This window comes from Luteibacter sp. P4_E6, from assembly GCF_056401535.1.
Window position 1 is genome coordinate 1 of the sequence record NZ_JBFUJE010000218.1, and the last position, 6,563, is coordinate 6,563.

A 6,563-nucleotide genomic window follows, 5' to 3' on the forward strand; every position below is an offset into this window, starting at 1 on the left:
CCGGCAGCCTGATCGGCAGCCTGCGCCGGGGCGGAGATCGCCGCGGCAGAGACGGCGAAGATGGCGGCGGCAGCGGCGATGCTATGGGTGGCGGTATGCATGGTCGTTCTCCGGGAGGTCAGGGTTTGCCGAAGTGGCATGAATGAATTCGCGTCACCGGGGGCATTGGTTACACGAAGCGAAAATCTTTTTCAGTGCACGCCCATGGCATGATCGACAGACAGCCGGCCACCGCCGCGTGCGATGAGGTACAGCAGGATCGCAGCCCAGGACAAATGCGTCGGCCACGCATCCGGGTAGACGAAGATCTCGATGATCGTCGTCATACCGAGCAACACGAACGCCGATAGTCGCGTTGCCAGACCGAGCACGAGCAACATCGGCACGAACGTTTCGACATACGCCGACATATGCGCGGCGATCTCGGGCGGCACAAGCGGCAGCTTGTACTCGGTGGCGAATAACTCGTAGGTGCCGTCGGTAATCGTCAGGAAACCTTCGACCTTGGTACGCCCGGACTGGAAGAAGACCGCAGCGATGGAGACGCGGGCAACCAGCGCGAGGAACGAATGGCCCACGAGCTGGCCGACGCGGTCCGCGAGGGCGTTCCAGCGCGAGACGGGGGTCGGACGAGTGACGAGCGAACGGGTGAGCGAGTCCATGGCGGGTCCTTCAGGTGGCGAATGCGCCAGCGTTCAGCAGGCTGGCCAGGATGAGGTCGATGCGGGCATCGGGGTGGATGGCAACGGTCGAAAGGGCGGCATCGGCCAGCGAAACCCCTTCGGCGATGGCCTCGAGAAAGCGCAGGACCGGGGCCTCTACCGCCGCGACACCGACCTCGAGATGGCCCCGCGTAACGATGGCGTACTCGGGTTGCCATACAAGGTCGGCACCGACCGCGACGCCAGCCCTGCTTGCCTGCCAGATCGTGACGGCGGGTGATGCGGCAGCGAACGTTCGCGTCGCTGGATGCACCCGCAGCCTGAGCGCAGCGATGCCGTCGGGTCCGAGGGTGGTCATCGTCGCCGCGTCCAGGACGCTGGCGTCGGCGGCGACGAGGCTCTCTACCCAGAGGCGATCGAGTCGTGCGACGTCGGCCAGGTATGGCATGTCGGATGCTGGCGGAAAGGTCCCGATGAAGTCGGGGAAATCGTCGCCATAGGTAAACAGCCTTCCATCGCGCGGTGGCGACTGCGAGGCGTGGAGGGCGGCGGCGGCGCGGAACCAGTCGCGTCCGACCAGGCAGACGACGGCGGGATAATTCGCCTCCAGCGCGTCCAGGCAGGCACGCATGGCGGTATTGCGATAGATCGCGAAGGCGGCCTGGTCAGCGGGGGCAAATGCCCTCTCGTCGTAGAGGGCATCCGCGAAGTCGTCCTGGAAACGTGCGAGGGCGCTCATGCGGCCATCCCTACCGTCTCCAGCAGGGTCTGGGCCCGCTCCCTCTCGGCGAGCAGGTTGGCAAACGCGGGGACGTCGCCATCGCGTTCGATCAGCGTCGGGAGGGAAGTGCCGCGTGACACGACGTGACGATAGAGCGACCACACCGCGTCCACGATCGGTGCGTCGTGCGAGTCGATGAGCAGTGTCGGGTCGGTGTCATCCGCCGCGTGGCCGGCAAGATGGATTTCCGTAACGGCGCGAAGCGGAAACGCATCAAGATAAGCGACAGGATCGGCGCCCAGGTTATGCGAACTGACGTAGACGTTGTTGATGTCGAGTAGCAGACCGCAGCCACTGCGACGTACCAGTTCGGCGAGGAAATCGGTCTCGCTCCAATCGTGCCCATCCAGCACCAGGTAATGCGATGGGTTCTCCAACGATACCCGTCGCCCCAGGCGCTCCTGGGTATGCACGACATTGCGAACGAGGTGTGCCAGCGCCTCGTGGGTTCGCGGGAACGGCAGCAGGTCCGGCACGTAGCGGCCTGCCCACGTCGACCAGGCCATGTGCTCAGACACCAGCGCCGGTTGCACGCGGTCGATGAGGCGGCGCAGGCGCTGCAGCTGCACGGCGTCCGGCAGTGCAGCTGCAGCAAGCGAAAGCGATACGCCGTGCAAGGACAGCGGAAAGCGTTCCGCCAAGGCATCCAGCATCGCCAGTCGTGGTCCGCCATCGACCATGTAGTTCTCGGGATGCACTTCGAGCCACAAGCCACCGGCATGACAACGCATGGCGTCGTCGAAATGCTGGGGCTTGAAGCCGATGCCGGCGGCGGGCGACAGGCTCATGAGGTTGCTCAACCAACCTTGGTCAGCGAGCCATTGCCCTTGGGCGTCTGAATCGCGGTGCAGGTGCCGGCAGGCACATTCTTCCAGGCGTTCTTCTGGTAGTCCGCCTTGGCCGTTCCGGCGCAGGTCGTGCCCGGGCCAGCGGCGCAGTCGTTCTGGCCCGCCTTGGCGACACCCCAGCACTTCTCGACAGCGGGTTTCTTCGCGTCTTTCTGGGTATCGGCTTGCGCGACACCGGCAACCAGGGCGGCGAGGGTGAAGGCGACGGAGGCAATGTGACGATGGTTCATGGGAACTCCTTGCGGGGAGGGCCGGACACGATGTCCGGCTTCACGAATGAGTTCGCGGGGCCGGATGGGTCGGTTACACGCGGCGGCGTCTTTTTTTTTCGGTCGTGCTGTAACCGGATGTGCGCGGCGAGCGAACTGAGGGACATGCCCACCATGTCGTCGTCGCCACGCTCGGCCCGCGGCGCTTGCGATAGCGAGCCGGGCATGGCTATATCGCTGTCCATGGACAGCCCAGCCATCACAGCGACACCCCCGACGGAGCGGGTAGCTGACGTCTTTTCGGCGACGGAGAACGAGCTCCGCGCCTGCTTCGTCCTCGGCCTGGGTGGCGATGCCGCCCAGTACCGGCTCTTTCTCCACGGCCTCGGTTCGCACCTGCGCGCGTACCTGCGCAGGCGCCTGCCGCGTGCGCAGGCCGACGTCGAAGACATCCTCCAGGAGACCCTGCTCGCCGTGCACAATGCGCGACACACCTACCGCGACGACCAGCCGCTCACCGCCTGGGTGCATGCCATTGCGCGCTACAAGCTGATGGACTTCTTCCGTGCCCACGCGCGACGCGAGGCGCTTCACGAGCCCTTCGAGGACGACGGCAGCCTCTTCGTCCAGTCCGATGTGGAACCTGCCGACGCACGCCGCGATGTCGGCCGCTTGCTCGAAGCCCTCCCCGACCGCCATCGTCTACCCATCGTTTTCGTGAAGCTGCAGGGGTTGTCTGTTGCCGAGGCAGCGCAACGCTGCGGCATTTCCGAATCCGCGGTGAAGGTAGGCGTGCATCGTGGCCTGAAAGCACTCGCCGCCCGCATTCGAGGCAGCTCATGAAGACCGACGATTTCATCGCCATGCTTGCGAACGAAGCCCCGCCGGTAGATCGCCGCGCACCGGGCCGTCGTTTCGCCCTGGCCCTCCTGCTGGGCTTCGCCGCGGCAACCCTGCTGATGGCCGCCGGACTGGGGCTGCGTCCGGATCTCGCCGATGCGATACACCTGCCGATGTTCTGGCTGCGCATCGGCTTCGCCACGTGCATCGGCATAGCCGCGTTGTGGCTCACGCTGCGACTGTCGCGCCCGGGTCTTCGCATCGGTGCCCGTTGGGCAAGCCTGGCGGCACCGGTTGCCGTCGCCTGGGTCGGCATGGCCGTCGTGCTGGCGCATGCGCCGACCGACGCGCGCGTGGCCCTGCTGCTCGGCCACACCTGGCGCGWCTGCCCGATCCTGATCGCCCTGCTCTCGACGCCGACCTTTCTGGCCATGCTCTGGGCCGTGCGCGGCATGGCGCCGGTACGGCCGCGGGTCACGGGCGCGGCCGTGGGCGTGCTTGCCGGTGCGACGGCCACCGTGGCGTATTGCCTGCATTGCCCTGAGATGTCGCCGGCATTCTGGTCCACCTGGTACCCGCTTGGCATGGCTATCCCGGCCGCGATCGGTGCCTTGATCGGCCCTCGCGTGCTTCGCTGGTAGGCTGCGCGCTTCGCTCCCGTGGATGCTTCACGCATGCTCCGTCCGACATCGTTCCGGCTCCTGGCCCTGCTCGGCCTCGTCGTGACCTCCGCTGCCGTTGCCGATGGCGCGGGCCTCAAGGTGATTCCCGTGGACAACGGCGTCAATCAGCTCACGCTGCTCGGCGAGCCTGCCATGGCGGTGCGCGCGTGGCGTGAGAACTACAACGCCCACGGCTTCGATGTCGTGAGCTTTTACATTCGTGACAAGACCGCCGGCGAGAAGGCGTTCTGGAACCTCGTCCCCGTGTTCGGACAGGCGGGCAAGAGCGACGGGGGCGAACGTCTAGAGATAACCATCGGCGGCGGCGCCGACTGCGTCCTCCACGACTTCCGCCTGCTCCGCTCGGACGACGACAAGCGGGTCATGCTCGTGATCGCCCAGCGCGACATGGGCGACAGCTTTGCCGACCCTGCCGCCGTCCATTTCACCTGGTACGACCTGGCAAAGAATGAAGACGAAGCGCCAGGGGAACCCTGGCGGTATTTCCGACAGACGCACGTCACCCAGGCGGCAAAACCGTACTGCGACGTCGAGGAAGCCTTCGACAAGGAACTGCACCTGGGAACCGCCGGTGGCAACGGCGGCCCGGGCGATACCGACTGAGCAGAAAGCGCCCTGAAAGCCCCATCGCAAGAACTTGTCACCCTCTCCCACGATCCGCGCGCGGAATCGGCAAATGTCGTCCTAGGCCGTGTATTCGATAGCGACACGGCCGTTAACCCATCAAACTAGAGGCATCGATGCAGCGGGGCGACCATGGGCTCAATCAGCAGGGATCCGGCAGTCTGGGGACGGTATATCGCCGTCGCCGGGGCTTATGCCGCCTGCTACGAGCTCACCCGCAACGTGTCCTTCTCGCACTGGATGCTGCCCGCCGGCTTGCGCATGGCCTGCCTTTTCCTGGTGCCACGGCGCTACTGGCTCGCACTGGCTGTCGGTGAAACATTGCCCATCGCTGAAATGGCCGCGCTGCACGCGTCGGCATTCGGGTTGCTCTGGGCGATCATCGTCTCGATCCCACCTATCGCGTTGATGATGCCGGTCGTCGCCTGGATGCGCCGTCACTTCGGCTTGTTCCGTGAAGATGGTCAGATCCACATGGGCATGATCATGGCCGCGACCATGGTCTGCGCGGTGATCAACGGTATTGCCAACGGGGCGGCACTCGCCAACGTGTCGATGGGCGACGGATCCGAAGCGCCAGCGGTGACCATTCCCCTCTTCCTCGCGTGGTTCCTGGGTGCCTACCTCGGCGCCCTGACCCTCACCCCGATGATCCTCGCCCTGCGCGAGCGCCTCGCCCTGCAGCCCGGCCGCATGGTGACACTCAAGGCAGTGTGGCACAGCGTCCTGACACGCGACGCCCTGTTCATTGGCGTTCCGACGCTCGCCTTGCTGATGATCGCGGCTTCACAGCTGGATGGCATGGCGCTGCAGTGCGTACGGATGGCCATGGCCGTTCCTGTCATCGTCCTTACGCTGCGTCACGGCTGGCACGGCACCGCCATCGGCGGCATGCTGGCAAGCATCGCCCTGGCAGCGACGTCGTTCGAGCTTCGCGACCCGGCCATGATCCAGGCACAGGTCGTTCTGGCCTTCGTCATCTCCACCTCCCTGTTGTTCGGGGTCAGGGTGGCCCGGCGCCTCGCTGCGAGCCACCCCCTGGTCGCGCACAACGGCTCCCACCACCTCGGCTGAGGTGACGGGAGCGCCGGGCTGTAGCCCGGCGCCTGTTATCGGTCAGGGGCCGTGCGAGCTGCATTCCGCCGGATTCTTGCAGTCGCCAATCAATAAATTGATCTGCATCGTGCCGTCGGGCTGCGGCGCCACGAACACATGCGTCGAGCTATCGGAGTAGACCGTCTCGCCGGTGGTCGAGGCTGGGGCGGGAAGGGGTTCGTCCGGCGTCGCCAGTCGGCTCGCGTCCGAACCGATCGGCAGACCGACCGCCTTGTATGCCGTGACGGCAAAGGCACCACGCACGGCGCCACCGGCGTCGTTCACCTGGATGTAGCGGGTGCCGCCGCGGGTGAAGACGTAGACGTGATAGTTCGCGCTGGAGCTGACGTCACCCACGGCACTGGTCGACGGTTGTCCCAGGCCGGAGAGTGCGGTCTGTGCGTGAACGGCGGTGACGCCCAGCGGAAGGGCGAGGAGGGAGCAGAGCAGGAAGCGTGTCGATGTACGCATGTCGAAAGTCCCATGGCAGGTTGGCGAGCCCGCGCGGGTATCGCGCCGGACCGGTAGCTCGACCATGGGCCGTTCAGGGCCAGACAGCCCATGATCGATACCCGCACTTTCCCTCATCGGTCGGGGTGCGGCGGACACCCTGCCGAATTCGCTCATTCCTGGGGACGCCGACCTGTGGTCCCCCGGCATTTGCAGGCCGCATAGCTCCAGCGAATGAGCATGGCGGCCGCGCCGAGGTTCAGGGCGGCCTCGCTGGGCCAGGCAAAGGCCTGCGAGAGGAGGCCCGTACCCGTGCCTGCCACCGCTTCGGACACGCCAACCACGTTGACGACCGCTCCGCACGCCAGAAG

General features: G+C 65.9%; 10 protein-coding genes. 4 read left to right on the forward strand and 6 right to left on the reverse strand.

The features are described from left to right. Positions 1-191: 191 nt before the first annotated feature. From AC1DT2_RS13475 to AC1DT2_RS13490, 4 genes are read right to left on the reverse strand one after another with little or no spacing between them, the layout of a single operon-like run. Positions 192-662 carry a DoxX family protein gene (locus tag AC1DT2_RS13475; RefSeq protein ID WP_063573333.1) on the reverse strand — a complete coding sequence of 157 codons (471 nt, stop codon included), beginning with the start codon at positions 660-662 and terminating at the stop codon, positions 192-194. A gap of 10 nt (positions 663-672) precedes the next feature. Then, positions 673-1,401, reverse strand: coding sequence for an HvfC/BufC family peptide modification chaperone (locus tag AC1DT2_RS13480; RefSeq protein WP_477296790.1), 729 nt, complete (start codon positions 1,399-1,401; stop codon positions 673-675). Beyond that, entirely contained in the window at positions 1,398-2,231 is an 834-nt protein-coding gene (gene bufB / locus AC1DT2_RS13485; protein WP_477296791.1) for an MNIO family bufferin maturase, read from the reverse strand. The genes AC1DT2_RS13480 and bufB overlap by 4 nt, the downstream gene beginning before the upstream one ends. A gap of 8 nt (positions 2,232-2,239) precedes the next feature. Beyond that, entirely contained in the window at positions 2,240-2,521 is a 282-nt protein-coding gene (locus tag AC1DT2_RS13490) for a BufA1 family periplasmic bufferin-type metallophore (protein ID WP_213949785.1), read from the reverse strand. A 204-nt stretch (positions 2,522-2,725) separates the two neighbouring features. On the opposite strand from AC1DT2_RS13490, the gene AC1DT2_RS13495 reads away from it, so the two are divergent. From AC1DT2_RS13495 to AC1DT2_RS13510, 4 genes are all read left to right on the forward strand, one after another. Next, positions 2,726-3,343, forward strand: a complete 618-nt coding sequence (locus tag AC1DT2_RS13495) for a sigma-70 family RNA polymerase sigma factor (RefSeq protein ID WP_477296793.1) — start codon at positions 2,726-2,728, stop codon at positions 3,341-3,343. Continuing rightward, positions 3,340-3,981, forward strand: coding sequence for an NrsF family protein (locus tag AC1DT2_RS13500; RefSeq protein WP_477296795.1), 642 nt, complete (start codon positions 3,340-3,342; stop codon positions 3,979-3,981). Before AC1DT2_RS13495 ends, AC1DT2_RS13500 begins: the two co-directional genes overlap by 4 nt. A 33-nt stretch (positions 3,982-4,014) precedes the next feature. Next, complete coding sequence (locus AC1DT2_RS13505; RefSeq protein WP_477296797.1) at positions 4,015-4,626, forward strand: hypothetical protein; 612 nt, start codon at positions 4,015-4,017, stop codon at positions 4,624-4,626. Between the two features lie 153 nt (positions 4,627-4,779). Then, positions 4,780-5,721, forward strand: a complete 942-nt coding sequence (locus AC1DT2_RS13510) for an MASE1 domain-containing protein (RefSeq protein ID WP_477296799.1) — start codon at positions 4,780-4,782, stop codon at positions 5,719-5,721. Positions 5,722-5,763: 42 nt separating this feature from the next. On the opposite strand, the gene AC1DT2_RS13515 is transcribed toward AC1DT2_RS13510, so the two are convergent. Then, entirely contained in the window at positions 5,764-6,213 is a 450-nt protein-coding gene (locus AC1DT2_RS13515; RefSeq protein ID WP_082879323.1) for a hypothetical protein, read from the reverse strand. A 152-nt stretch (positions 6,214-6,365) separates the two neighbouring features. Continuing rightward, on the reverse strand, positions 6,366-6,563 hold a 198-nt coding region (locus AC1DT2_RS13520; protein WP_477296802.1), incomplete at its 5' end, for a hypothetical protein.